The following is a 20,389-nucleotide window of genomic DNA, read 5'->3' as shown; positions in this document are numbered from 1 at the left end:
TCCCGGTGGCCGAGGGCGGTGGCGAGGTGGTCCACATAGGTAGCGAAGCGGTGGGCCCGTGCCGTCTCGGAGGTAGGCATACGTCCAGCCTGCCAGGACACCCCGCGATTCCCCTAACTTTTCTAACACAGTAGTACTAGGCAGCGGCGAGCGGCTCTTCAGGCTGCTCAAAAATGTCCAGATGCGAGGCGGCGCCCGACGGCTGCACGCGAGGCTTAAGACTGTCTCAGCCCTCGCCTCGGGGCTCCGCCCCTCAGCTCGAACGGCCACGAGCGTGCGGCCGAGGGCGCCAACGAAGCAGATGGGCCTTTTTCAGCAGCCTGGCGCCTGATCCTTCTTCTTGATCGCCTCGCCGACCTGGGGCAGCGTCGTCTTGAGCACGAACGTCTCCGCGTTCTGGCGGTACTGCGGCCGCCGCTCGAGCCCGAGCTCGATCGCCTTGCCCAGCTCCTCGTGCATGTGCTCGGCGTAGCCCCAGTTGCCGTCCACCCCGCCCCAGTACATTTCGCCGTAGCGGTAGGCAACCTCGGCCGATGACCTTGATCCGGCGCTCGCGCTCGGCCTCGGCCTGCTTGTCCATCGCGCGCTGCATATCTTTATTCCCGAAGAACCCCCCATAACGCGGCGCCCTCAGTGGCCGAGAATCGTTGATCCAGGCGTCGCCCTCGCGTGTCGTACGGGCCGCTTCATCGTGGTCCCCCCGTGCCCCCGAACCACCGCGCCAACCGGACGCGACCCCACCGAATCAGGGGGTGATCGGGCGCCACGAGCGCGAGCCCCGCGGCGAGCAACGGGATGCCGGGGATGACCGGGAGGACTACGCCGATCACGCCAACGACGATCAGCGCGATGCCGGCGCTCACGCGGAGCACGTGCCGCCCACCCCTACCGCAATGACGCCAGGCCCTCTCGGACCAGGAGCTCGAGGCGTGCCACGCGTTGCTCCGTCGAAGGGTGCGTGCTGAACAGGCGCAGCACGCCGCCCCCGGAGAACGGGTTGACGATGAAGAGGTGCGCTGTGGCCGGCGAGCCGACGGTCATCGGTCGGGCGCGGCTCAGGACCTCGATCTTCTTGAGCGCGCTCGCCAGGGCCCGCGGGTTGCGGGAGAGCCGCGCCCCGGCCTCGTCGGCGAGGAATTCCCGCGACCGCGAGATGGCCGCCTGGATCAACATCGCCGCGATCGGGGCCACGATGATGCCGAGCAGGGCGGCAAGCGGATGGCTCCCGCCTTCTTCACGCTCGCCGGAAGACCGACTACCGCCGAAGAGGAACGCCATGTGGCCGAGGTGAGCCAGCATGCTGACCGCGCCGGCGATCGTCGCGGCGACCGTCATGATCAGCGTGTCGCGGTTCTTCACGTGCCCGAGCTCGTGCGCGATGACGCCCTCCAGCTCCTCGCGCTCGAGCACCCGCATCAGCCCTTCCGTCACCGCGACGGCCGCGTGCTGCGGGTTCCGCCCCGTGGCGAAGGCGTTCGGGGCCGCCTCGGGGATGAGGTAGACGCGCGGCATGGGAATCCCGCCGCGCCGCGCCAGGTCGCGAACGAGGTGGTGCAGCGCGGGCGCCTCTCGCTCCGTCACCTCCTGCGCATTGAACATGCGCAGGATCAGCCGATCCGACCACCAGTAGGCGCCGAAGTTCATGACCCCGGCGAAGACGAGCGCCGTGAGCAGCCCTGCCTGTCCGCCGAGGGCGTCGCCGGCCCACAGCAGCACGGCGGTCAGCGTTGCCAGCAACATGACGGTCTTCATCCGGTTCATCGTCGCCCCCTTCGGCATTTCATCGGTTTCGAAGTCAACTGAAGATCCTCCGGACGCTCCCGAGGAAGCCTGTGTCCTCAGCCGTCACCTGATCGAGCTCGCCAAAGTCCAGCCACACCCCCTGGCAGCGCGAGCACTTGTCCAGCTCGATGCCCCGGTAGGGGACGGGGATCAGCTCGGCGCCGCACTTCGGGCAGCGTCCGCCGGCCACGGCCAGGATGCGAAGCCGTTCTTCTTCGGCCCCCTGGGTCTCCCGCTCGTCGAGCGCCTTCTTTCGTCGCTCGAACTCGAGCCGGGCAAAGTACTCGTCTTCCTGATCTGTCGGCTTCACCGGCATGGGCCGTCCTCCTTGCATCCTGGAGCGAGTCTCCGCGAGGTCGGGACCCAGCATCTCCTACACGCGGTCGAACGCGATGTTCTGCTCATGGCTCCCGTATGGGACACGGCCACGGGCAGGCCGCCGCGGGGCTTCTTCGTTCTCAGCGGGAATCGCGCTTGGCTTGCTGCCGCTGCCCTCGTGCCTGCGTGTGAGCCTGGATAGCCCTTGTGCGGGTCTTGGCGAACTGCCATATGTTCTGCGTCTCGCTCGCCGCAGCGCTCACGGCCTTCTGGCGCTGGGCGCTGCGAACTGCGGCCTGCTGGCCGGCGGCTTCTCGCTCCGGCGATGTCTTTCGGATTGAAGCCTTCTTGCTGATCGCCATGCGTTAACTCCTTATTGAAGCGGTAGGTTTCGGCAGGGGCTAGTCACCTCACGCGGCAAGGGGCTCTCCGTCGATGTGCAGGAACACAAGCGCCCGATGCGGATCGTCGCGATTGACCCAGATCGCGCACGCCACAGCGCCCGTCCGCAGGTTTTGACCCTGCCAGATGCCTCTCATCGCTTCTCCGCTGCGGGTCCAGGCCATCGCTCGCTTGCATTCCTCGAAGCCCTCACTTGTGAGCGCGTCCACGATGTCCTCCGGAGACGCCAGCCATCCCCGGAGCTGGTCCGTCCACGCCATCCGGCCCGTTTCTCGAAGCTCGTCGAGTAGAGTCATCCCGTCCTCCGTTGAGGTCCGCTCGTCCCTTCACGACATTCGGGCCCGGGATCCAGTCGTGGCAGCTAGCTTCCCAGGAGCGTGCTCCCTGTATAACCGCCAAGGAGGCTAAGCGAAAGTCGAAAAAGTTGAACGGAACCATTCAAAAAACGAAATCGATGTCGGCACCCAAGCGGTCAATTCACTTGCTAACAACATATCGGTTTCGCCCTTCGGACGGGCGGGCTCAGTCGCACATCAGGTGCATCCGGGCCGGCACGTCATCCTCGGCCGTCCATCCCCAGTAGCGCAGCAGGATGGCGCAGGCGAGGAGGCCGGTCTCGCCCTCACCGAGCAGCAGGAACCGGAAGGCCTGCCGCATGGGTTCTGCCGGGTGAGGCTCAGGAAGATGCTGATCGGATCGGCCATCTCGGAGAGATAGGCGATGGTGTTGGCGATGGCGATGGCCCCGTGGACCTCGACGACGTAGTCCCCTCCCTCGCGCCGCACCTCCACCTCCAGCGGAGGCAGGAAGTCGCTGCGGTCGTCGGCCAGGGTCACGTCCACGAAAGCGAGCGGCTCGTCGACCCGGTAGTATCGCCGGATCTCGGCGGCCTTCGGCGCGCGGGGCTCAGGGCGCGCCGGCCTTCATCCATCAGCCACTGTCCCAGGGCGGATCGCAGCTCGAGCGTGGGCGGGGACAGAGTCCGCCGGAATGGGGGGCGGATGCGGCCGTCGCTGCTCACGATGGGGCCCTGGTGGTCCGCATGGAGGCGTGCCGTCTATTCGGCGAAGAGCCGGTCGCGGGCCGCCTCGCAGATGGCGACGACGGCCGGATGCGTGACCTTCCGGTCGAGCGTGATGGCGTAGAAGCGCTCGCGAACCTCCTCGGCCCGACCGATCGCGCGCACGCCGTATTGCCGGCGCACCTGCGCCTCGATCGCGCTCGGGGCCGCGAACACGCCGACGCCCGACTGGCCGAACACCTTCAGGAGCGCGCTGTCGTCGAACTCGCCGACGATCCGCGGCCGCACGCCCGAATCCGCAAACCAGCGCTCGAGGGCCGCGCGCAGGGGGGAGCCGTCGCGGGGCAGGAGGAACGGGGCGCCGTCAAGCGCCCGAGGGAAACGCCGCCGGTAGGCCGCGGCCAGCCGCGGCGCGGCGAAGAACGAGACGCCGCACTCCCCGAGGGGGTGGTGAAAGACGCGGACCTTGACGCCCGGCCCCGCGGGCACATCCGTGAGGACGACGTCGAGATCCTGGACGGCCAGATCCGCCAGCAAGCGTTCGGGGCGGTCTTCCCGGCAGACGACGCGGACCGGCGCCGGGAGGCGTAGGGCGGGCTCGAGCATGCGATAGACGATAAGCTTGGGCATGGTCTCCGCGACTCCGACGTGGAGCGTGAGCGGTCGGACGGACGGCTGGCTGCGGATTACCGTGAGCAGCTCGCGGCCGAGCGTGAAGATCTGATCGGCGTAACGGAGCGTCATCTGGCCCGTCTCGGTGAGCTTGAGCCGGCGGCCGGTGCGGGTGAAGAGCTTCTCGCCCAGCGCGCGCTCGAGGGTGGCGATCTGCGCGCTGATCGTCGGCTGCGCGAGCCGCAGCGTCGTGCTCGCGCGCGCGATGCTGCCTTCCCGCGCCACCGTCCAGAAGTAGAAGAGGTGATGGTAGTTCAGCCACTCCATAGCGGCGACTGTACCACGGTTATTTGGAACGATCCGTTCTGACTTTTCTAATTTGACCCACGGCCCGCCGACCTCATTGTAAGGGCTCAGCCGCCGGGACGTCTGGAGGCACATGCAGTTGCTGGGGCCTCTCGCTCGGCTGCGTTGGAAACGAGCACCAACGAACACCCGGCGGATTGGCGAATGCTCGACGTGAACGCAGGACAAGAAAGGTGGGTACCCCATGCGCAAGACCTTCGTCGCCGTCCTGGTTGGAACAGCCCTGCTCTTCGCGCTCTCGGTTTCTAGCGGGTGGGCCGGACAGATCGCGGGGAAGATCCAGACAGTTAACCATAGCGAGCGGCACTTCGTCCTCGAGGACGGCACCCACGTGTGGGTGGCTGAGGGCTTCCCGATCGAGACCCTCAAGGAAGGGGTGGCCGTCGAGGGCGCCTACGAGGAGCGGGACGGCAAGAAGATCGCGACGACTCTCAAGGTCTCCGAGTGATCTCGACCGTCCGTGGTCCGTCGCGCCGCAACGCCTAGGCGGTCGCGTTGATCGGCGGGCCCGGCCTGCGGCACCCCCGCAGGCCGGGCCGAGGCAGCGGAGGCGACGCGAGCCCGGCATGGGCCGCATGGGTCTACGTGTTCCTCGCGGGGGGACATCACTGACATGGAGGCATCAAGCGCTTGACTAGGGACACCATCTGGCTCGTCGGATCCGTGGGGCTCGGGCTCCAGTGGATTCTGCTCCGGGCGAGCGGAGTCCACCTCGCCCCGTCGTGGGAGGCTCTCGCCTCCGGGCTGAGCATCTTCGGCGCCGCTTTCCTCCTCTCCTGGGCAGCGGAGCTGGCGCAGATCGATGTTCCCCGGAGCCTCGCCCTCGCCGCCCTCGCCCTCATCGCCGTCATGCCCGAGTACGCAGTGGATCTCTACCTCGCCTGGATGGCCGCCAAGGAGCCGCACTACATCGCGTACGCCACGGCGAACATGACCGGGGCGAACCGTCTGCTGATCGGCCTGGGCTGGGCGGCGGTCGTCTTCACGGCGTGGCTCAAGTTCCGGCATCGGGAGGTCAGGCTCGAAGCCGCCCACTCGAGCGAGCTCTTCTACCTCTCGCTCGCCACGGCGTACTCCTTCGTGATCCCGCTCAAGGGCAGCCTCTCCGTCGTGGACTCGATCGTTCTGCTGACGATCTTCGTCTTCTACGTCCGGGCCGCGATCCGGCAGCCCGTTCACGAGCCGGAGCTCAACGGTCCTGCAGTGATGCTCGCCCGCCTCTCGCCCTTCCCCCGCCGGGCGGCCACCGTCGCCATGTTTCTGTTCGCCGGGCTGACGATCTTCCTCGCCGCCGAGCCGTTCGCCGAGTCCCTCATCGCCAGCGGCAAGCGCTTCGGGATCGAGGAGTTCCTCCTGATCCAGTGGCTGGCGCCGCTCGCCTCCGAATCGCCCGAGTTCATCGTCGCGATTCTCTTCGCGCTCCGCGGGCAGGCCACGGCCGCGATCGGGATCCTCCTGTCCTCCAAGGTCAACCAGTGGACCTTGCTCGTAGGCGGGCTCCCGATTGCCTACAGCGTCTCCCTCGGAGAGGTGGGGACCATGGCGCTCGACGCTCGCCAGGTCGAAGAGATCTTCCTGACGGCGGCCCAGTCCGCCTTCGCCGTGGCCATCCTCGCGAGCTTCAGCTTTTCGCTGAGGGAGGCGGCGATCCTCTTCGTCCTCTTCGTCACCCAGCTCTTCTTCACGTCGCCCGAAGTGAGATTCCTGTATGCGATCGGCTATCTCCTGTTAACCGTCGGGCTCCTGTCCGTGAACCGCGAAAGTCGAAGCGGGCTCTTCAGCCTCTTCTCTTCCGGCTCGAAGGCCGCGGTCGGCAGCCCGGCGACTCCTCAGCCGCGCCACGGCGAGGGATGAACCAAAGGAGGGCCTGCCATGCGGATCCTGGTCGCCGTCCACGGCTATGAGCCCCCGAACTGGGCCCGTGAGCTCCCCGGTATGCTCCCGCTGTCCCCCGGAGCCGTCGTCAGTGTCCTGGCGGTGATCGACGTCCCGGCACCGGCTTTCACCTCCCTGACCCCCTGCGCTCGCCGAGCCTACCGCGCCGCCCTCGCCGCGTGGCGGGAGGGGGAGGAGACCAGGATCCGGGCTTCCCTCGACACCCTGGTGCAGGCTCTCCCGCGCGGCGTCGAGACCGTCTGGGCCCAGGCAGATCGCCAGGGACCAGCACGGACGATCGTCGAGCGCGCCACGGCTTGCTTCGCGGATCTCCTCGTCGTCGGCCGGGACACCCGCCCGCGCCTGGAGCGCCTCGTCCTTGGAAGCATCCACCGAGTGGTGGTCCGCGACGCGCCCTGCGGGGTGCTCGTCTGGCCTCGCTGCGAAGTCGAGGCGACGCGGAGTGGACGCAACCTGCTCAGACTCGCATGAGCGGGGACGACACGGTTGCGTCGCTCGGGATATAAGCTCCTGGCGGGTGGCGGCGTCATCGCCCTGGCGCTCGCCTACCTAGTCTGCACGGGGGTGACCCAGTCGGCCGTGTACTTCGTCACGCCGGCGGAGTTGTTGGCGGCGCCTGTCGCCGGAAAGGCCTATCGGCTGGGCGGCCTCGTGGCGCCGGGCTCGCTTGCGTGGACGCCCAGCACGCTCGACCTGAGCTTCGCTCTCACGGACGGCAAGTCAACGGTGCCGGTGCGCCACAAGGGAACGCCGCCGGATCTCTTCGGCGAGGGCCGCGGCGCCGTCGTCGAGGGGAGCTGGACGCCGGACGGGCACTTCAAGGCGACGCTCATCATGGCCAAACACTCGGAAGGAGTACCAGGCGCCGCACAACGACGCCCCGGCGGGATACAGGGAGCTCCTCAAGCTCCTGCCGCGGCGTCCGCCCTCCTGATGGAGAGCCTGCTCTCCCCGATCGCGCTCGTTCTCGTGCTGGTCCAGGCCGCCGAGTTCGTCAACGGCTGGACCGATGCGCCGAACGCCATCGCGACGGTGGTCGCCACGCGCGTTCTCGGCCCCTGGCAGGCGCTCGGCATGGCGGCGGTCCTGAACACGCTGGGCGCGATGTCCGGCACCGCAGTGGCGGCGACCATCGGTAAGGGAATCGTCCAGGCGCAGGCGATCAGCCTCGCCACGGTCGCGGCTGCGATGGTGGCCGTCATTGTCTGGAGCACGCTGGCCTGGTATTACGGGCTGCCGACCAGCGAGAGCCACGCGCTGATCGCCGGCCTGTCCGGCGCCGGGCTTGCGGCCGCGGGCCCCGAGGTTCTGCTCTGGGACGGGTGGCGGAAGGTCCTCGTCGGCCTGGTGTTCTCGTCGTGCCTGGGATTCTTCGGCGCGCGGTCGCTCACGCTCCTGATCTACTGGATGTTCCGGCGGCGCCGGCCCGGCACGCTGCGCCGCGCCTTCGGACGCCTGCAGCTCCTCTCGGCGGCGTTCATGGCGTTCAGCCACGGCTCCAACGACGGGCAGAAGTTCATCGGGGTCTTCACGCTGGCGCTGGTCCTCGGCGGCGCGCTGCCCGAGTTCCTTGTCCCGACATGGGTCATCCTGCTCTGCGCGCTCACGATGGGCGTGGGTACGGCGCTGGGGGGCTGGAGGATCGTCAAAACGATGGGGTTCCGGCTGACCAAGCTCGACTCGCTGCATGGCTTCGCCGCCGAGACAGCGCCGCGAGCGCCATCGAGGTGGCCTCCCGGCTCGGCATCCCGCTGAGCACCACCCAGACCATCACCACGGCGATCATGGGCGTCGGCAGCACGCGACGCCTCTCGGCGGTCCGCTGGGGCGTGGGGAGAGAGATCGTGACGGCCTGGGTGCTCACCTTTCCGGCCTGCGGCCTGATCGCGTGGGGAGTGGCGAAGCTGCTGACCCTGCTGCGATGACAAGGCGACCGGCCGGTCGCCGGTCGCCTCCAGGTTGAGATCCCCCCTCACTTCCACGCCCAGCACCGGCTCTGGAACGGGCAATCCTTGCACTGCCAGCCCGGGTTCGGGTGGAACACCCCGGCTTCGATAGCATGCAGGACCTCTGCCACCAACCTGAAGAGCCGGGGGTTCGCCGCCCGGTCGCGCTGGGTCCAGTACCGACACAGCTCTGGCTGCTTGGTCTTGGTCAGCACGTCGAAGCGGAGCCTGAGATCCTCCTGGCCGGCCAGGCCGTTCATCGCGGTCGCGTAGCTGTAGACTGAGAGCTGGAGCGAGGCCTCCACCTGGAGGTCGGTATACTTCCGCGCCGAGGTTTGTAGGTCTACGACCACGAGGCGACCCTCGGCGTCGCGCTCGACGAGGTCGAGCGTGCCGGCCAGGGCGCGGTCAAGCACCTCGCCCGTCTCCTGGTCGATCAGCGGCACGTCGAAGGGCTGCTCGACGCCGACCACCTCGGTTCCGGGCTCCTGCTTGGCGTGGAACACCTCGAGCATCCGGCAGGCCAGGTCGAGGAGGCCCTCCTTCGTGTCCTTCTCGCCGAAGCGGATTGGCCGGCGCAGGATGGCCCGAGTCATAGGGCGATCGCGGTGCTGACGCTCGCCTTCGCCCCGGTGACGCGAGCAATTCCGGGTGTCAGGCTGGGGCCCGCAGGGGAGGCCGCATTTCGCCCACCTGCATCGCGCGGCCAGGGAGCCGAGGGAGCAGCGTTTGTCCTATCTATGCGCTGCATGTGCTCGGCGTAGCCCCAGTTGCCGTCCACCCCGCCGCAGTACATTTCGCCGTAGCAGTAGGCAACCTCGGCCATCGTCGTCTCGAAGCCGCGGAGCTGACGCTGGATCGCCTCGGTGCAGGCCTCGGGGGCGAGCTTCGCGAGCCACCCGACCTTCTCGGGCGCCGCGGCCTGCTAGTGCTGGTACGTCTGTGCCGTCGCTGCGGTCCAGGCCGCCGCGGCCCCGGCCGCGACGAGCGCGGCGGCGGCGAGGACGGCGAGGAGCGGGCGGCGCAGCGATATCTTGGCTCGAGTCATGACTGCTCCTTTCTGATGGTTCCCAGGATGAGCCCGGTCGCCTCGAGAAGGTCGCGGGCCGTGTCGCAGTCGCGCGGGCCCCAGAAGCCGCGCGGGTCGAGGAGGATGGAGCCGAGACCCGCGGCGCGGGAGCCCAGCACGTCCACCGAGTAGAGATCGCCGACATACACCGCCTCGTGGGCGGCGACGCCCGCCTGCTCGAGGCCCAGGTGGAAGATCTTCGGATCCGGCTTCTCGACGCCGACGACGGCCGAGTCGATGACGAAATCGAGCGCGTCCCCGAGCCCCGCGCCGGCGAGGAGCGCACGCGCCCACCCGTTGGAGTTCGACACCACGCCCGCCACGAGGCCGGCCGCCTTCACCCGAAGGATCGCCGCCAGCGCGTCCGGGTCCGCGACATTGAAAAGCCCGGCGGGCGCGTTGTAGCTCCGGCGGAAGCCCGCAGCGGCCTCGATCTCGTCTGAATCGGTGATGCCGAGGCCTTCCAGTAGGTAGGCGAGGTAGTAGTCCTGGGCCGTGCGCCCCTCGGTCGAGGCGCCGCGCGCGAGGTCGGCGTCGAGCCGCACCCGGGCGCGAAGCTCCGCCTCCTCGATCGCCTCGATCGAGACCTCGCGCCCTCGGCTCTTCAAGTGGTCGGCGATGGCCGGGTAGTTCATCCGCAGGAGCGTGTTGCCGGCGTCGAAGAGGACGGCGCGGGGCCGGCCGGGAGCGGCAGCGGTCATACCCCCATTATAATGATGCGGTGATGACCGCCCGCCTTCTCCGTGCTCTCCCGCTCCTCTTGCTCGCCGCGCCCGCATCGGCCGACCACGGCGGTCCCCTCGCGTCGGCGCCGATGAGCCCCATCGCCGTGGCCCTGGCGGCGGGCGGCCTGGCCTTCGTCACCGTCCTGCTGCTGGTCGTGATCGTGCGACTGCTCGCGCGCCCCGCGCGCAGGCCCGAATGACCCGGGGCCGCGCGATCCTGTGTGCCGCCCTGGCCGCGGCCGGCGCGCTCTCGGCCAGCGGGCTCTCCCGCGGGGCCGCGCCCGCGCATTCGCTGCTCGTGCGCTCCGAGCCCGGACGGAGCGCGACGGTCACCCGCGCGCCCGAGCGTGTCAGGCTCTGGTTCAGCGAGCGGATCGAGCCCGCCTACGCCAAGCTTTCGGTCTGGAGCGAGGCCGGCAAGCAGGTGGATGCGGGCGACGCCGCGGTCGATTCGAATGACCCGACCCTGCTCTCGATAAGCACTCCCGGCCTCAGCCCCGGGCGCTACACCGCACGGTTCCGCGTGCTGTCGGTTGACGGCCATGTCGTCGAGTCGAGCTTCGCCTTCACCGTCAAGGCCGCGTTGCGGTGAGCGCCCTCGGCATCACGCTCCGCGCACTCTCCACGGGCGCGGGCCTCCTCATCGTCGGCGTCCTCGCCATGAGTCTCCTCGCGGGCCCAAGCGACAAGCCGACGGCGCGCCGGTGGCAGCGACGCCTCGCGCGCTCCACGCGCTGGCTCGCGGCGCTCGTGCTGCTCTCGGGCGTGGCGGCGCTTGGATGGCAGGTCACCGTCGTGACGGGCCGGGCCGACGGCGCCGCCGACGGCGGCGCGTGGCTGCGCCTTCTTGGAGCGACCCACTTCGGCACAGTGTGGCTCCTCCGACACGCGATCCTTCTGCTGCTCGCGGCCCTCGTCCTCCTCCGTGAGAGTGACGAGTCGCCCTCCGACTGGCTCGCCTGGCGTATCGAGGCGGGACTCCTCGCCGCCGCGGGCGTGGGCCTGGCGGCATGGGCCGGTCACGCGGTGGGGGTGGACCCCGGTAGCGTGCTGCCCGCGCTCGTCAACGCCGTCCACCTGGTCGCCACCGGCGCCTGGCTCGGGGCCTTGCCGGCCCTCGCCCTGCTCCTCGTCGCGGCCTCGCGCGAGGACGGCGCCGATGGGAGGCCCTTCGCGGTTCTGGCCGTGCGCCGCTTCTCGACCTGGGCGCTCGCCGTGATGACGGTCATCGTCGTCACCGGCGTCTGGAATGCCTGGAACGAAGTCGGCGGCGTGCCCGGCCTCGTGGGCACGGGCTACGGCCGGCTGGTCCTGCTCAAGGTTGCGCTGCTCCTGCCCGTGCTGGGGCTGGCCGGCTGGAACCGCGGCAGCCTGCTGCCTCGCCTGGGAGGCGACGGCTCCACCGTGGGCCGGCCCGCCATGAGGAGCCTCGCGGGTTTCGTGGGGGTCGAGGCCGTCGTTGGAGCGGCGCTCGTGGTCGTGGCCGCGGTGCTGGCGTTGACGCCACCGGGCCGCCATACGACACCCGACTGGCCCTTCAGCTTCCGTCTGGCCCCCGACGTCACGTGGAACTTCCCCGGCGTCAAGACCCGCGTCTTCATCGGCGCCCAGATCCTCCTCGTCGGCGTGCTGGCCTTGATCGCGGGATGTCTCATCAGGCGCTGGCGCCCTCTCATGCTCGCCGGCGCGGCGGTGCTGCTCGTCGCCGGGGCGCAGCAAACCTTGCCGCCGCTTGCCGTTGACGCCTACCCGACGACCTACCGGCGCCCCGCGGTCCCCTACAACGCCGCCTCGGTCGCGCACGGCGGCTCCCTGTACCGGGTCCACTGCGCCAACTGCCATGGCCCGACGGGCCGCGGGGACGGACCCGCGTCGGCGGGATTGCTTCAGCGGCCGGCGGATCTCACAGCGCCACACACCAACGAGCACACGGCCGGCGATATCTTCTGGTGGCTCACGCGCGGCCTCGGCATCGTCATGCCGAGCTTCGGCGCCAAGCTCTCGGAGGACGAGCGCTGGGACCTGATCAATTTCCTTCGCGCGCTGTCGGCCGGCGAGGCGGCCCGCAGCCTCACCGACATGGACGAGCCCGAGCGCCCGCGCCTGACGGCCCCCGACTTCACCTTCGCGACGGGGCCTGCGCAGACGAGTCTCAAGGCCTACCGCGGGCGCCAGCCGGTCTTGCTCGTGCTGTTCACCCTGCCCTCGTCGCGTGCGCGACTCAGCGAGCTCTCCCAGGCCTATAACGATCTCCGGAGCTTCAACGCGGCCGTCATCGCCGTGCCCATGGACGGTGGAGAAAAAATCCTGTCGCGCATCGGGGCATCTCCCCGCATCCTGTTCCCCGTGGCCACCGAGGGCGCCGAAGACATCGTCCCGACCTACGCCCTGTTCCGGCACACGCGGGCTCCGGAGGGCGCCCTGCCCAACGCGCCCATGCCCGCCCACATGGAGTTCCTGATCGACCGCTCGGGCTATCTCCGCGCGCGGTGGCTCCCGGGCGGACCGCAACCGGGCTGGTCGGAGATCAAGGTGCTGCTCGCCGAGATCCAGGCGCTCAACCAGGAGACCGCGGTGGCCGCGCCTCCCGACGAGCACGTGCACTGATGCGGCTCTGGCGCGTCGTCCTCCTGCTCAACCTGGCCGTGGGCGTGGGCGTGTTCGTGGGCTGGCTCGCCTGGGGGCAGCAGATCCCGCGTCTCGAGCGGCGGCTGCTGGAGAGCCGGCAGCGGATCCTGCTCGTGGGAGGCGAGCAGACGTGGATCGTCAAGGGCGTCGTGCGGGCGGTGATCTCCGAGATCCAGGTCGTCGTGCTGACCCACGACGAGATCCCGGGCTTCATGCCGGCCGGCATGACGATGGGCTTCAAGGTTCAGAACCCGAATGTCCTCGAGCGCGCCCGCGTCGGCGACGTCGTGCGCTTCACGCTCACGGGCGTCCCGCCGGACGTCCAGATCACGGCGCTCGTCAAGGAGGGGCGGTCATGATCGGTGAACTCAGACGGCTGCACCGGCACATCTGGATCGCGTGGCTGGTCGTGGTCGCCACCGTGGTGACCTTCATCGTCTTCATGCAGCCGTGACCTTCACCCCGAAATGGCGCTTCGACGCCGTGCTGGCCGCGATCGTGGCCGCGTGGTTCTTCGGCGGCCGCGCCCTCTTCAGCGGTCCCGATTTCGACGTCTTCCTCGTCCAGGCGACCGCCTTCCTGACGTTCCTCTTCCTCTCCGCCGCGATCAGCCTGGGCCCTCTCGCCCGGCTCTGGCGCCCGGCGACCCGCTTCATCTACAACCGGCGCCACCTCGGCGTGACCACGTGGGCGCTCGCCGTGTTCCACGGGACCGTCGTCATGCACTACGGAAACAGCTGGAAGCCCGCGAACCTTCTCGAGGTGCTGCCGGGGCAGACCTTCCTCCGGATACCATTCACGCTCTTCGGCGTCGGGGCGCTCACCAACCTGACGGTGATGGCGCTGACCTCGTGGGACTACTTCCTCCACGCCTGGACGCCACGAGGCTGGAAGCGCCTGCACATGGCGGTGTACGCCGGCTACGCCCTCGTCGTCGTCCACTTCACGGTCCGCTTCGTCGGCCAACTGCCGGTGAAGTGGCGGCTCCTCGGGCTGCTGTGGCTGGTGGCGCTCGTCGTGGCGGCGCTTCACCTTGCCGCCGCGATCAAGGAGGCCCGGGGCGATCGCCCGGCGCCCGCCGGCGCCGACGGTCTCATCCTCCTCGGCACCTTCACCGAGCTCGGAGAGGGGCGCGCGGTCACCGTGCACGTCAAAGGGGAGCGGATCGCCGTCGTCCGCAAGGATGGCGCGCTCTGCGCCATCTCTAATGTCTGCCCGCACCAGAACGGCCCGCTCGGCGAAGGTGTCGTGCGTGACGGCTATCTCGAATGCCCGTGGCACGGCTACCAGTTCGACCCCTGCACGGGGCTGGGCCCGCCCGGCTTCACTGACTCCGTGCCGCGCTACGAGCTGGTGACCAAGGGCAACCAGACGTATCTGCGGGCCCCGTGAAGAGAACCACAGGCGCCTGGCTCTTGCTGGCCGCCCTCGCGCCCCTGGTGACTGCCGGCTGCCGGCAGTCGCCCGAGCCCGGAACCAAGCCGCTGGTCGTGGCCAGCGTTTTTCCCATCCACGAATTCGCGCGTCAGGTAGCGGGCAACCGCGCGAAGGTGGTCTCGCTCGTGCCGGCAGGCGTGGAGCCTCACGACTGGGAGCCCTCGCCCCAGGACATCGCGCAGGTGCGCCGCGCCCGACTCTTCGTCTACAACGGCGCCGGCCTCGAGCCATGGGCTCTCAAGCTCCAGGCCGACCTCGCCGGCAACGCGACCACCGTGATAAGCGCGACGGCGGGCCTCCCTCTCCAGACCGGCGATCCCCACGTCTGGCTCGATCCCGTTCTGGCCCAGTCGCAGGTGGAGACGATCCGGGCCGCGCTCGCTCTCGCGGACCCGGCCGGCGCGGCCGTCTACGCCGACAACGCCCGCGCGTTCACCGCGAAGCTCGCCGAGCTCAACGATCGCTTCGAGGCGGCGCTCCGCGATTGCGCGCGACGCGAGGTCGTGGTCTCCCACGCGGCCTTCGGCTACCTGACACGCCGCTACCGCCTCGTGCAGCTGCCCGTGATGGGGCTCGCGCCCGAGTCCGAGCCGAGCCCGGCCGCGCTCGCCGCCGTCGTGCGCCTCGCGCGGGAGCGCAAGGTCGAGGTCGTCTTCTTCGAGACGCTGGTGAGCCGGCGGCTGGCCGACACCCTGGCCCGTGAGATCGGCGCCCGGACCCTGGTGCTGAACCCGATCGAAGGCCTCACCCGCGAGGAGGCGGCGGCGGGCAAGGGCTATCTCGACCTCATGATGGCCAACCTCGCGAGCCTCCGCGACGGCCTCGGCTGCCGCTAGCAGGCTGACGATAAGGGCCCATCTGCTTCGTTGGCGCCCTCGGCTTCGGGCTCAACGTACAGAAAGTACGCCTCGCCCGCGGATCTACTCAGCCCTCGTCTCGCGACCAGCAACGGCCGCTCAACTCGAACTGCGGGGCGCCGCCTCGCATCTGGACCCTTCTCGCCAGCCTGCGCCGTCCGGTACCGGTGGTGCGAGTCCCGCGCGCTCTTCGAGTACAATCTGAGATCATGCCAAGACATCCAACCCGCCATTGGCGCGCGCTCTCCCTGGGAGGCGCCGCGCTGTTCCTGGGGCTCGGAGTCCTGGTCTTCGCGGTCGGCCTTCTGCCCGGCGATACGACGCTCTACGAAGAGGTCATGGCGCATCGGACTCCGGCCGTCCGCGACTTCTTCTCCTGGGTCAACATCTTCGGCTCGTGGAAGGGGCTCCTGCCCGCCTCCCTCGTGCTCCTCGCCATCTCGCCCGAGGCGCGGAAGCGCTGGTGGCTCATCGTGCTCGTGCTCCTCGGGGCGCCGGTGATCGAGCAGGTGGCCAAGCACCTCGTCGGGCGGACGCGGCCGCGGGGCTCGGCCATGGGCTTTCCGAGCGGCCACATGACCGGGGCCGCGGCCTTCGCCGTCATCGCCATCTACTTCGCCATCAAGGAGCCGTGGAGTCGCGTCCAGCGGCTCGGGCTCACCGCCGTGGTGGCCATCATGATGGTCCTCGTCGGCCTCGCGCGCCTCGTGCTGCACGCCCACTGGCCCTCGGACGTACTGGGCGGGTTTCTCCTCGGCTCCTCCTGCGCTGCGGCCGGCGCGTGGTGGGATGCGAGGCGGAGCGCGGCCTGATGCGCCCCTTCGTCGAGCTCGAGGGCGTGGGGGTCTCCTACGGAGAGGTCCGCGTGCTCGACGGCATCAACCTCACCGTCGAGCCCGGCGACTTCCTCGGCATCATCGGCCCCAACGGCTCGGGCAAGACCACGCTCTTGCGCGTGATGCTGGGCTTGCTGGAGCCGCAGGAAGGCTCGGTGAGGCTCTTCGGCCAGCCGCCGGCCGCATTCCGGGAGTGGCGGCGACTTGGCTATGTCCCGCAGCGGGCCGCGCTCGACCCTTCCCTGCCCGTGACCGTGCAGGAGGTTGTGGCCTCCGGGCTCGTGGCGAGCCTCGGTCTCCTCCAGCGTATCGGCCGGGCTCAAAGAGCGCGCGTCACCGAAGCGCTGGCCCGCGTCGGCATGGAGGCGCACGCGCGGGCGCGCATCGGCGCGCTCTCAACCGGGCAGCAGCAGCGCGTGCTGATCGCCCGCGCATTGGTTTCCGACCCCGAGCTGATCATCCTGGACGAGCCCACGGGCGGCGTGGACCCCGAGGCGCAGACCTCTTTCTACGCCATGCTCCACCACTTGAACCGCGAGCGCGAGGTCACCCTCGTCCTCGTCAGCCATGACATCGGCGTCGTCGCCAAGGAAGTGACCAAGCTCGCCTGCCTCAACCGGCGGCTCATCTTCCACGGCCGCCCCGGCGATTTCCTGAGCGACGCGGCCCTGACGGCGCTGTACGGGCCGTCGGTGCGCATCGTGAGCCACGACCACTAGCCTCATGCCCGACTTCCTCCAGTTCGGCTTCATGCAGCGCGCGTTCGCGGCGGGCGCCGTCATGGCCGTGGTCTGCCCGCTGATCGGCGTATTCCTCGTCCCGCGGCGGCTCTCCCTGATCGCCGACACCCTGGCCCACGTCGCGCTGGCGGGCGTCGCGCTCGGGCTCCTCGTGGGCGCCTCGCCGGTCCTGGGCGCCCTCGTCGTGACCGTGGCCGGCGCGCTCGGCATGGAGCGGCTCCGCTCCCGCGGAGCGCTCCAGGGGGACGCGGCGCTGGCGGTCTTCCTCTCAGGAGGCTTCGCGCTGGCCGTGGTGCTGATCAGCCTCGCGCGCGGCTTCAACGCCGATCTCTTCGCCATCCTCTTCGGCAGCATCCTGACGATCAGCCCGGCGGACGTCTGGCTCATCCTGGCCTTGGGCGCCGTCGTGGTGACGACCATCCTGCTCTCCTACCGGCAGCTCTTCGCCATCACGCTCCACGAGGACCTGGCGCGGACGAGCGGCGTCCCCGTCACCGCGCTCAACCTGATGCTGACGGTGCTCACCGCGCTCACCACCGTGGTCGCCATGCGCATGGTGGGAGTCCTGCTCGTCAGCGCCATGATCGTGATTCCGACGCTCACGGGCTTCGCCCTCGGCCGGAGCTTCCGCCGCGCGACGGCCGTGGCCGTCGTGATGGCGCTCGCCTCGGTCGGAATCGGCCTCACCGCCGCCTACTACCTGAGCCTGGCCGCGGGCGGCGCCGTAGTGCTGACGGCGCTCCTGCTCTTCGCGCTGGCGTCGCTCGCCCGGCGCGTGCCGTGGGGCCCGCGCGCGCGCCTCGCCGCCATCACCCTGCTCTGCCTGTCGGTCGCCGGGGGCGCCTCGGCGCAAGACGGCGAGTGCAAGCGCTGGCGCGCGGCCTTCGCCGCCATGCCGGTCCGCATGGTAACCGTCCAGGTGGGCGCCAAGACCGTCGCTATCCGCGTGAAGGTGGCCGAGAATTCCGAGCAGGCGGCGGCAGGCTTCCAGTGCTCGACTCCCCAGGAGATCCAGAACACGCGCATCCTTTTCGACTTCGGCCGCGAGATCTACACCCAGTTCCACATGCAGAATGTCCCGGCCGCCCTCGACATCGCCTTCGTGAAAGCGAACGGCACCATCTTCTCCATCCTCAAGATGGACCCGAGCCCCACCGCGCTGTACGGCCCGATGGGCGACTTCCGCTTCGCGCTCGAGGCCCGGGCGGGCTTCTACGAGAGCCAGGGCGTCCGCCAGGGAGAAGCGCGCCTGCTGGTCCCGGCCGCCAAATAGGCCGTGCACCACCGCCACACGCATTCCTCGCGTCACAAGCATCGCCTCTGGGTGGTCTTCGCGCTCAGCGCGTCTTTCATGGTGGTGCAGGTCGTCGTCGGCTGGTGGGCGAACTCGCTCGCGCTCCTCGCCGACGCGGCCCACCTCTTCGTCGACGCGGCGGGGGTGGGGTTCTCGCTCCTCGCCGTCTGGTTCGCCGAGAAGCCGGCCACGGCGGAGAAGACGTACGGGTACTACCGCGTCGAGATTCTGGCGGCTCTCGTCAACGGCGTTGTCCTCTGCGTGCTGGCCATCGTCATCCTGGTCGAGGCATGGGAGCGCCTGCGGGTGCCCCACGAAGTCTCGGCGGGACCGGTGCTGGTGGTCGCGGTGGCGGCGCTCGGCGTCAACCTGCTGGCGGCGTGGCTGCTCCACGCCGGCGCCGCCGAGAGCTTGAACGTCCGCGGGGCCTACCTCGAGGTGCTGGGCGACGCGCTCTCCTCAGCGGCGGTAATCATGGCGGCGGCGGTCATCCTGGTCACGGGCTGGACTGCGGCGGACGCGTTGGCGAGCGCCGCCATCGGGCTCCTGATTCTGCCGCGCACCTTCGCGCTGCTCAAGCAGGCGGTCAACGTGCTGCTCGAGGGTGTGCCGGCCCACCTCGACCTGGCGGAGATCGAGACGGCGCTCCGCAGCGCCCAGGGAGTCAAGCGGGTGCACGATCTCCACGTCTGGACACTCACGTCGGGGCGCGAGGCCATGAGCGCCCACGTCGAGGTGGAGCCGGGGACGCCTCCGGACCGGATCCTGGACGAGCTGCACGTGGTGCTCCACTCCCGCTTCGGCATCGACCACACCACCATCCAGATCGAAACCGAATCGCCGTCACTCCTCCAGATCATGCCGCGCTCATAGCACCTCTCACCGGCTGGCGCAGATCTCGGCAGCTATGACCCGGGGGTCCTTGCATCGAGCATTGCGCGTGGCCCGCAAGATCGTGACCTCGCGAAACCCTTGCTCTCGAAACTCATCCAGGAAGGCGCCGCCTTCCTTCGCCCCGGCAATTCAGGCAAACCACTCGGCTTCCGTGAACGTGCCCGATGTGGTCACGGTCTCCTGCGCGATCAGCTCTGCAGCATAGACGACGCCACCAGGCCGCACCACCCTCGCGAGTTCCCGAAAGATCTGGGTACGGGCCGGGTTGAGGTTGAAGATACCGTTGACGAGCGCCACGTCAATCGATCCGGGCTCCAGCGGGAGGTGCTCCGCATCTCCGCGACAAAAGGTCACGTTGACCCCGAGTGCGGCCGCGGCCTGTCCCGCCCTGGTCAGCATGGAGTCGCTGAAGTCGATCCCGATCACCCGGCCGGTCGGTCCTACCCGCCGCGCCGCGATCAGGCTGTCGAGGCCTGCCCCACAGCCGAGGTCAAGTACCCGGGCGCCGGGCGGGAGAGAGGCGAAGACGGCCACGTTGGAGACCCCGGCAAAGGCCTCGATCGCGATGGCCGGCAAGCTGTCCAGAAGTTCGGATGGGTATCCGAGTCGCTCGGCTAGGACTCGTCCAACGGGGAAGGCGTGTTTTTCCTCGGGCCGAGCCGCGGCTGCGGAATAGGCCCGCTGGACGGCGCTTCGTAACTGCAGGCCCCGATCAGCCGGTATTCGGACCACAGGGCCACCCCCTTACGGATCGAAAACAGCGGCGAGCCCCCGACCAGACTATCGGCTATGACGATACATTGGTCCATCAGCAATGGCAACTCCCTATATCTTGAATGCACCCCTCACCGCTTGCCGCCTCAGCGCGAACTACCATCTCAGCCCTCGCCTCGCCGCCGACCTACTCAGCTCTTGCCTCAGGGCTTCGCCCTTCAGCTCGAACCGCCACGCCTGCGGCTCGTCGGCAGCGTCTCAGCGCGAACTACCATCTCAGCCCTCGCCTCGCCGCTCTCCTCGCCTGCGGCTCGTCGGCAGCGTCTCAGCTCGAACTACCACCAACCCCGCCACCAGACGAAGAAACCGGTGATCACGAGCAGCGCCGCGAGGTAGATCCACCAGCTTTCGTACCAGGTCGTGACATCGAGCCTCTCCCGATCCTCTTCCCAGCGCAGGCCCTCGCGCCAGCCCGGCTCGCCGCGAAAATACTGGTGAAACGCCTGGGACACCCGCGCGAGCGGCAGCGTCGTCTCGGCGCTCCGGTAGCGATGCTCGAGCGAGCCGTCCTGGTAGACGAGCGTGAAGCCCGTCGCGGCGCTGCCGGTGGCCTGGAGATACGTCGCCTCCTCGAGCGCCAACGTCGCGACGAGGCTGCGCTTCCCGTCGAGGCCGGCCAGCACCTTGCTGATGGTGCCGCCGTCGGGGGTGTCGTAGGCGTGGTCGAGGGTGCTGAGCGTGAACGGCATCAGTACGAGCGGGGCAGGCCGAGCACGTGCTCGCTGAGATAGTTCAGCGCCATCTGCTGGGAGATGGGCGCGATCTTGTAGAGGCGGATCTCGCGCCACAGGC

Annotated in this window: 26 protein-coding genes and 2 pseudogenes; 15 read left to right on the top strand and 13 right to left on the bottom strand. The window is 69.3% G+C overall.

Going from position 1 to position 20,389, the window contains the following annotated elements; genetic code table 11:
- Nucleotides 1-312: 312 nt before the first annotated feature.
- The 8 genes from Q7W02_18515 to nhaR all read right to left on the bottom strand — a co-directional run bounded on the left by Q7W02_18515 (nt 313) and on the right by nhaR (nt 4,462).
- Nucleotides 313-504 carry a hypothetical protein gene (locus Q7W02_18515; protein ID MDO8478152.1) on the bottom strand — a complete coding sequence of 64 codons (192 nt, stop codon included), beginning with the start codon at nt 502-504 and terminating at the stop codon, nt 313-315.
- Nucleotides 505-686: 182 nt separating this feature from the next.
- The gene (locus Q7W02_18510) at nt 687-863 is read right to left on the bottom strand and encodes a hypothetical protein (protein MDO8478151.1); all 177 of its coding nucleotides are present in this window, start codon (nt 861-863) and stop codon (nt 687-689) included.
- Between the two features lie 22 nt (nt 864-885).
- Nucleotides 886-1,761: a zinc metalloprotease HtpX gene (gene htpX, locus Q7W02_18505; GenBank protein MDO8478150.1), complete on the bottom strand. Its 876-nt coding sequence runs from the start codon at nt 1,759-1,761 to the stop codon at nt 886-888.
- Nucleotides 1,762-1,795: 34 nt separating this feature from the next.
- Nucleotides 1,796-2,098, bottom strand: a complete 303-nt coding sequence (locus Q7W02_18500) for a zf-TFIIB domain-containing protein (protein ID MDO8478149.1) — start codon at nt 2,096-2,098, stop codon at nt 1,796-1,798.
- Nucleotides 2,099-2,240: 142 nt separating this feature from the next.
- Complete coding sequence (locus tag Q7W02_18495) at nt 2,241-2,462, bottom strand: hypothetical protein (protein MDO8478148.1); 222 nt, start codon at nt 2,460-2,462, stop codon at nt 2,241-2,243.
- A 48-nt stretch (nt 2,463-2,510) separates the two neighbouring features.
- Entirely contained in the window at nt 2,511-2,798 is a 288-nt protein-coding gene (locus tag Q7W02_18490) for a hypothetical protein (protein MDO8478147.1), read from the bottom strand.
- Between the two features lie 226 nt (nt 2,799-3,024).
- Nucleotides 3,025-3,159 carry a hypothetical protein gene (locus tag Q7W02_18485; protein ID MDO8478146.1) on the bottom strand — a complete coding sequence of 45 codons (135 nt, stop codon included), beginning with the start codon at nt 3,157-3,159 and terminating at the stop codon, nt 3,025-3,027.
- Nucleotides 3,160-3,559: 400 nt separating this feature from the next.
- Nucleotides 3,560-4,462, bottom strand: coding sequence for a transcriptional activator NhaR (gene nhaR, locus Q7W02_18480; GenBank protein MDO8478145.1), 903 nt, complete (start codon nt 4,460-4,462; stop codon nt 3,560-3,562).
- Between the two features lie 223 nt (nt 4,463-4,685).
- On the opposite strand from nhaR, the gene Q7W02_18475 reads away from it, so the two are divergent.
- The 5 genes and pseudogenes from Q7W02_18475 (at nt 4,686) to Q7W02_18455 (ending at nt 8,322) form a co-directional block, all read left to right on the top strand.
- Nucleotides 4,686-4,949: a DUF1344 domain-containing protein gene (locus Q7W02_18475; GenBank protein MDO8478144.1), complete on the top strand. Its 264-nt coding sequence runs from the start codon at nt 4,686-4,688 to the stop codon at nt 4,947-4,949.
- Between the two features lie 182 nt (nt 4,950-5,131).
- Nucleotides 5,132-6,355 (top strand): sodium:calcium antiporter, encoded by a 1,224-nt coding sequence (locus Q7W02_18470; protein MDO8478143.1) that lies wholly within the window; start codon nt 5,132-5,134, stop codon nt 6,353-6,355.
- Nucleotides 6,356-6,373: 18 nt separating this feature from the next.
- Nucleotides 6,374-6,868 carry a universal stress protein gene (locus Q7W02_18465; protein MDO8478142.1) on the top strand — a complete coding sequence of 165 codons (495 nt, stop codon included), beginning with the start codon at nt 6,374-6,376 and terminating at the stop codon, nt 6,866-6,868.
- 15 nt (nt 6,869-6,883) lie between these two features.
- Nucleotides 6,884-7,237 (top strand): annotated as a pseudogene (locus tag Q7W02_18460) (cytochrome c maturation protein CcmE).
- A 93-nt stretch (nt 7,238-7,330) separates the two neighbouring features.
- Nucleotides 7,331-8,322 (top strand): annotated as a pseudogene (locus tag Q7W02_18455) (inorganic phosphate transporter).
- Between the two features lie 47 nt (nt 8,323-8,369).
- On the opposite strand, the gene Q7W02_18450 reads toward Q7W02_18455, so the two are convergent.
- The 3 genes from Q7W02_18450 to Q7W02_18440 form a co-directional block, all read right to left on the bottom strand.
- Nucleotides 8,370-8,939: a PD-(D/E)XK nuclease family protein gene (locus Q7W02_18450; protein MDO8478141.1), complete on the bottom strand. Its 570-nt coding sequence runs from the start codon at nt 8,937-8,939 to the stop codon at nt 8,370-8,372.
- Between the two features lie 329 nt (nt 8,940-9,268).
- The gene (locus tag Q7W02_18445; protein ID MDO8478140.1) at nt 9,269-9,391 is read right to left on the bottom strand and encodes a hypothetical protein; all 123 of its coding nucleotides are present in this window, start codon (nt 9,389-9,391) and stop codon (nt 9,269-9,271) included.
- Entirely contained in the window at nt 9,388-10,113 is a 726-nt protein-coding gene (locus Q7W02_18440; protein ID MDO8478139.1) for an HAD-IA family hydrolase, read from the bottom strand. The genes Q7W02_18445 and Q7W02_18440 overlap by 4 nt, the downstream gene beginning before the upstream one ends.
- A 23-nt stretch (nt 10,114-10,136) precedes the next feature.
- Here Q7W02_18440 and Q7W02_18435 point away from each other — a divergent pair, with 23 nt between their 5' ends.
- The 10 genes from Q7W02_18435 to Q7W02_18390 all read left to right on the top strand — a co-directional run bounded on the left by Q7W02_18435 (nt 10,137) and on the right by Q7W02_18390 (nt 18,802).
- Nucleotides 10,137-10,337: a hypothetical protein gene (locus tag Q7W02_18435; GenBank protein ID MDO8478138.1), complete on the top strand. Its 201-nt coding sequence runs from the start codon at nt 10,137-10,139 to the stop codon at nt 10,335-10,337.
- A complete protein-coding gene (locus Q7W02_18430; GenBank protein MDO8478137.1) occupies nt 10,334-10,729 on the top strand; it encodes a copper resistance protein CopC in 396 nt (131 codons plus the stop codon). Before Q7W02_18435 ends, Q7W02_18430 begins: the two co-directional genes overlap by 4 nt.
- Nucleotides 10,726-12,744 (top strand): CopD family protein, encoded by a 2,019-nt coding sequence (locus tag Q7W02_18425; protein MDO8478136.1) that lies wholly within the window; start codon nt 10,726-10,728, stop codon nt 12,742-12,744. The genes Q7W02_18430 and Q7W02_18425 overlap by 4 nt, the downstream gene beginning before the upstream one ends.
- Nucleotides 12,744-13,124, top strand: a complete 381-nt coding sequence (locus Q7W02_18420; protein ID MDO8478135.1) for a copper-binding protein — start codon at nt 12,744-12,746, stop codon at nt 13,122-13,124. Before Q7W02_18425 ends, Q7W02_18420 begins: the two co-directional genes overlap by 1 nt.
- A 91-nt stretch (nt 13,125-13,215) precedes the next feature.
- A complete protein-coding gene (locus Q7W02_18415; protein MDO8478134.1) occupies nt 13,216-14,157 on the top strand; it encodes a Rieske 2Fe-2S domain-containing protein in 942 nt (313 codons plus the stop codon).
- Entirely contained in the window at nt 14,154-15,038 is an 885-nt protein-coding gene (locus Q7W02_18410) for a zinc ABC transporter substrate-binding protein (protein ID MDO8478133.1), read from the top strand. Before Q7W02_18415 ends, Q7W02_18410 begins: the two co-directional genes overlap by 4 nt.
- A 230-nt stretch (nt 15,039-15,268) precedes the next feature.
- Nucleotides 15,269-15,871 carry a phosphatase PAP2 family protein gene (locus Q7W02_18405; protein ID MDO8478132.1) on the top strand — a complete coding sequence of 201 codons (603 nt, stop codon included), beginning with the start codon at nt 15,269-15,271 and terminating at the stop codon, nt 15,869-15,871.
- Nucleotides 15,871-16,614, top strand: coding sequence for a metal ABC transporter ATP-binding protein (locus tag Q7W02_18400; protein MDO8478131.1), 744 nt, complete (start codon nt 15,871-15,873; stop codon nt 16,612-16,614). Before Q7W02_18405 ends, Q7W02_18400 begins: the two co-directional genes overlap by 1 nt.
- Before the next feature lie 4 nt (nt 16,615-16,618).
- Nucleotides 16,619-17,908: a metal ABC transporter permease gene (locus tag Q7W02_18395; GenBank protein ID MDO8478130.1), complete on the top strand. Its 1,290-nt coding sequence runs from the start codon at nt 16,619-16,621 to the stop codon at nt 17,906-17,908.
- 3 nt (nt 17,909-17,911) lie between these two features.
- The gene (locus Q7W02_18390; GenBank protein MDO8478129.1) at nt 17,912-18,802 is read left to right on the top strand and encodes a cation diffusion facilitator family transporter; all 891 of its coding nucleotides are present in this window, start codon (nt 17,912-17,914) and stop codon (nt 18,800-18,802) included.
- 150 nt (nt 18,803-18,952) lie between these two features.
- Here the strand turns inward: Q7W02_18390 and Q7W02_18385 are convergent, their stop codons facing one another.
- Both Q7W02_18385 and Q7W02_18380 read right to left on the bottom strand, forming a co-directional pair.
- Nucleotides 18,953-19,399: a methyltransferase domain-containing protein gene (locus Q7W02_18385; GenBank protein ID MDO8478128.1), complete on the bottom strand. Its 447-nt coding sequence runs from the start codon at nt 19,397-19,399 to the stop codon at nt 18,953-18,955.
- 473 nt (nt 19,400-19,872) lie between these two features.
- Nucleotides 19,873-20,286: a hypothetical protein gene (locus Q7W02_18380; protein MDO8478127.1), complete on the bottom strand. Its 414-nt coding sequence runs from the start codon at nt 20,284-20,286 to the stop codon at nt 19,873-19,875.
- Nucleotides 20,287-20,389 lie beyond the last annotated feature (103 nt).

Source organism: Candidatus Rokuibacteriota bacterium (assembly GCA_030647435.1).
Taxonomy (GTDB): domain Bacteria; phylum Methylomirabilota; class Methylomirabilia; order Rokubacteriales; family CSP1-6; genus AR37.
The sequence above is the reverse complement of the archived record's forward strand: the minus strand, read 5'-3'. Positions and strand labels throughout refer to the sequence as shown.

Coding starts and splice junctions, on each gene's coding strand:
- Q7W02_18435 (MDO8478138.1), top strand. CDS start 10,137: ATGACCGCCCGCCTTCTCCGTGCTCTCCCGCTCCTCTTGCTCGCCGCG.
- Q7W02_18380 (MDO8478127.1), bottom strand. CDS start 20,286: ATGCCGTTCACGCTCAGCACCCTCGACCACGCCTACGACACCCCCGAC.
- Q7W02_18405 (MDO8478132.1), top strand. CDS start 15,269: ATGCCAAGACATCCAACCCGCCATTGGCGCGCGCTCTCCCTGGGAGGC.
- Q7W02_18500 (MDO8478149.1), bottom strand. CDS start 2,098: ATGCCGGTGAAGCCGACAGATCAGGAAGACGAGTACTTTGCCCGGCTC.
- Q7W02_18490 (MDO8478147.1), bottom strand. CDS start 2,798: ATGACTCTACTCGACGAGCTTCGAGAAACGGGCCGGATGGCGTGGACG.
- Q7W02_18420 (MDO8478135.1), top strand. CDS start 12,744: ATGCGGCTCTGGCGCGTCGTCCTCCTGCTCAACCTGGCCGTGGGCGTG.
- Q7W02_18445 (MDO8478140.1), bottom strand. CDS start 9,391: ATGACTCGAGCCAAGATATCGCTGCGCCGCCCGCTCCTCGCCGTCCTC.
- Q7W02_18465 (MDO8478142.1), top strand. CDS start 6,374: ATGCGGATCCTGGTCGCCGTCCACGGCTATGAGCCCCCGAACTGGGCC.
- Q7W02_18430 (MDO8478137.1), top strand. CDS start 10,334: ATGACCCGGGGCCGCGCGATCCTGTGTGCCGCCCTGGCCGCGGCCGGC.
- htpX (MDO8478150.1), bottom strand. CDS start 1,761: ATGAACCGGATGAAGACCGTCATGTTGCTGGCAACGCTGACCGCCGTG.
- Q7W02_18475 (MDO8478144.1), top strand. CDS start 4,686: ATGCGCAAGACCTTCGTCGCCGTCCTGGTTGGAACAGCCCTGCTCTTC.
- Q7W02_18450 (MDO8478141.1), bottom strand. CDS start 8,939: ATGACTCGGGCCATCCTGCGCCGGCCAATCCGCTTCGGCGAGAAGGAC.
- Q7W02_18485 (MDO8478146.1), bottom strand. CDS start 3,159: ATGCGGCAGGCCTTCCGGTTCCTGCTGCTCGGTGAGGGCGAGACCGGC.
- Q7W02_18515 (MDO8478152.1), bottom strand. CDS start 504: ATGTACTGGGGCGGGGTGGACGGCAACTGGGGCTACGCCGAGCACATG.
- Q7W02_18395 (MDO8478130.1), top strand. CDS start 16,619: ATGCCCGACTTCCTCCAGTTCGGCTTCATGCAGCGCGCGTTCGCGGCG.
- Q7W02_18400 (MDO8478131.1), top strand. CDS start 15,871: ATGCGCCCCTTCGTCGAGCTCGAGGGCGTGGGGGTCTCCTACGGAGAG.
- Q7W02_18440 (MDO8478139.1), bottom strand. CDS start 10,113: ATGACCGCTGCCGCTCCCGGCCGGCCCCGCGCCGTCCTCTTCGACGCC.
- Q7W02_18495 (MDO8478148.1), bottom strand. CDS start 2,462: ATGGCGATCAGCAAGAAGGCTTCAATCCGAAAGACATCGCCGGAGCGA.
- nhaR (MDO8478145.1), bottom strand. CDS start 4,462: ATGGAGTGGCTGAACTACCATCACCTCTTCTACTTCTGGACGGTGGCG.